This window comes from Aquificaceae bacterium (assembly GCA_037722135.1).
In the GTDB taxonomy this organism is placed as follows: Bacteria; Aquificota; Aquificia; order Aquificales; family Aquificaceae; genus Pampinifervens; species Pampinifervens sericum.
Window position 1 is genome coordinate 1 of sequence record JBBKAW010000089.1, and the last position, 2,740, is coordinate 2,740.

Below are 2,740 nucleotides of genomic sequence, written 5' to 3' on the forward strand. Positions count from 1 at the left end.
AGACCTGCCAAAAGGCGGTCTCTAAAGGAGTTATCTTGCCTTGAGCGAAAGCGAGCAAAGAGAGCCTCCGCAATAGTTGGCACTGGCACAGCCCTTTTTATGGCTTCCTCTACCGTCCAACGACCCTCTCCCGTGTCTTCCACATAAGGCTTAAGCTCTTGTAGGTCTCCAAAGTCTTCAAAGACCTTTTGAGTGAGTTCCATAAGCCAGCTACGGATAACACTACCCGTATTGTATATGCGTGCAACCTCCCTCAAGTCATATTCAAAGCCACTTTCTTTGAGGAGCTCAAAGCCCTCACCAATAGCCTGCATAAAGGCATACTCTATGCCATTGTGAACCATCTTGGCAAAATGCCCCGCACCAGAAGAACCAAGATAGGCATAGCCCCTACCCTCATAGGATAGGTCTCTCAAAATTGGCTCAATCCTCTCAAAGGCAGACCTGTCCCCACCCACCATAAGACAATATCCAAGCTCCTCACCATAAACACCACCACTAACACCCACATCCAAAAAGTAAACACCCATATCCTTCAAAGCCTCCGCCCTTCTTTGAGAGTCTTTGTAAAAGCTGTTTCCACCGTCCACCACTATGTCTCCCTCTTGCAGATAAGGCTTTATGTCTTCAAGAACCTTGTCCACCACCTCGTGAGGAACCATAAGCCATACTAACTTCTGCCCCCTAAGACCCTCAAGGCTCTCCAAAACTTCCATATAAGCCCTTGCCCTCTCCCTTGCCTCCGGGTTTGCATCATAGCCCGCTACTTTGTGCCCCTTTGAAAGTAGCCTTCTTGACATACCAAGCCCCATCCTCCCCAAGCCTATCATAAAAATGTTCATAGGCTAAATTTTATCCATACCCAAACATAAGGTCAAGTATGCCCGCCTCTATTTGTATCTCCCATTCCCTGTAGTCCTCATCCTTGTTTAACACCACCAGATAGCCCTCTCTTTCAAAGTAGAGGATGAGCTTGGCAAGGTTGGCAAGACCGCATACCTTACCGCTTTTTAGACTGGTTATCTTTATTTTTGGCTGTGGCGTTTCCGCCTCTTTGTAGATATTCAACAGTTCGTCTTTGAGGTTATAGTGGAGCGTTTCAAAATCACACACCGAGGACCTCCTTGACCACTTCAGAATCTTTAAAAGGATATTTTACACCTTTTATTTCTTGATAGTCTTCGTGTCCTTTGCCCGCTATTAGGATAACATCCCCCTCCTGTGCCATGCTTATGGCAAGCTCTATTGCCTTTCTTCTGTCCTGCTCCACCAAGACCTTTCCTTTGTTTTCTATTCCACTCAAGATATCCTCAATTATAGCCATCGGCTCTTCAAACCTTGGGTTGTCTGAGGTCAGGACTATAAGGTCTGCAATAGCCTCTGCGGTCTTTCCCATAAGAGGTCTCTTTGTTCTATCCCTGTTTCCCCCAGCACCAAAGACCACTATAAGCCTGTTTTTGCAAAGAGCCCTTGCGGTCCTCAAGACCTTTTCCAAAGCATCAGGCGTATGAGCGTAGTCTATTATAACCACAAAGCCCTTTCCCTTATAGGTTTCAAACCTACCAGGGACTTGCACCTGCCTTATGCCTTCTTGTATAGCTTGGCTTTCAAGCCCCCACAGAAAGCCCACAAGTATACCAAGAGAGAGGTTATACGCCTGAAAGTTCCCTCGCAGGTTGGAGAAAAAGTCATACACCTTTCCTTCGTATGCCACTCTTAGCCTTGAGCCCTCAAAGTCTGTCTGAAAGTCAAGAATTTTAAGGTCTCCTTCCCTTCCGTAGGTTCTTGGGTTTTTTGCAATAACCTTCAGCCTTTTGCCATATGGGTCATCCTCATTTATCACCGCATAGGTATATGCATACTCCTCAAAGAGCCTTGCCTTTGCAAGGAAGTAGTTTTCCATAGTGCCATGATAGTCAAGATGGTCTTGGCTAAGGTTGGTAAAGCCTACCATATAAAAGTCCGTGCCCCATATCCTCTTTTGGTCAAGTGCATGAGAGGAAACCTCGCAAACCACCGCACTTGCACCCTCTTCCCACATGGCTTTTAGTGTGGAGTGCCACTTTATAGGGTCTGGAGTGGTCCTCCCCTCGTATTCGTATATCTTCTCTCCAAGCCTGTAGTAAATCGTCCCCATAAGACCAGTTTTTATGCCCGCCTTGTTGAGGATAGACTCTACTATGTGCGTTGTGGTAGTCTTGCCATTTGTCCCCGTTATGCCCACTATCTTAAGCCTTTTTGAAACCTCACCATAAAAAAGACTTGCCAGCTCACCAAGAGCCTTTCTTGTATCTTCCACCTTTATAATGCGTGGGTCTTTTATGCCTACTTCTCTCTCCACAAGCACGTAGAGAGCACCCCTTTGCAAAGCCTCTTCCACAAAGTCATGCCCATCCACCTGCGTTCCTTTAATGGCTACAAAAACATAGCCCTCACGGACTTCCTTTGAGTTGGAGCTTATACCTTTTGCATAAGAGAGGATTTCTTTTAGGTTCATAGTTCCACAGCCTTGTGGTCATAAGGGTTGTGTGGTTCACGCCTAAGGTCAAAAGCATTTCTAAGCCTTACGTATGGATAAACCTTATCCGCACCGTAGTATAGATATCCTGCAAACCTTGTCTTGAGAAGTAAAGTCTTCTTTCTGCTTGGAGAGGTATAATAGTGCAGTGTGGGAGTTAGCCATATAGTGTTGAATAAGTCTCTTCTTGATGGCATGACTACATAATTATAATCACTTCTC

Annotated in this window: 4 protein-coding genes; all 4 read right to left on the bottom strand. The window is 45.8% G+C overall.

The features are described 5' to 3' along the window. The coding region (gene gnd / locus WKI49_06080) for a phosphogluconate dehydrogenase (NAD(+)-dependent, decarboxylating) (GenBank protein MEJ7622058.1) at window positions 1-842 on the bottom strand (842 nt) is incomplete at its 3' end. A 10-nt stretch (window positions 843-852) separates the two neighbouring features. Continuing rightward, window positions 853-1,113, bottom strand: coding sequence for a hypothetical protein (locus tag WKI49_06085; GenBank protein ID MEJ7622059.1), 261 nt, complete (start codon window positions 1,111-1,113; stop codon window positions 853-855). Further along, window positions 1,106-2,497 carry a UDP-N-acetylmuramoyl-L-alanyl-D-glutamate--2,6-diaminopimelate ligase gene (locus WKI49_06090; GenBank protein ID MEJ7622060.1) on the bottom strand — a complete coding sequence of 464 codons (1,392 nt, stop codon included), beginning with the start codon at window positions 2,495-2,497 and terminating at the stop codon, window positions 1,106-1,108. Before WKI49_06090 ends, WKI49_06085 begins: the two co-directional genes overlap by 8 nt. Next, window positions 2,494-2,740 (bottom strand): hypothetical protein (locus tag WKI49_06095; GenBank protein MEJ7622061.1); only part of this gene is annotated, 247 nt, incomplete at its 5' end. The genes WKI49_06090 and WKI49_06095, both read right to left, overlap by 4 nt.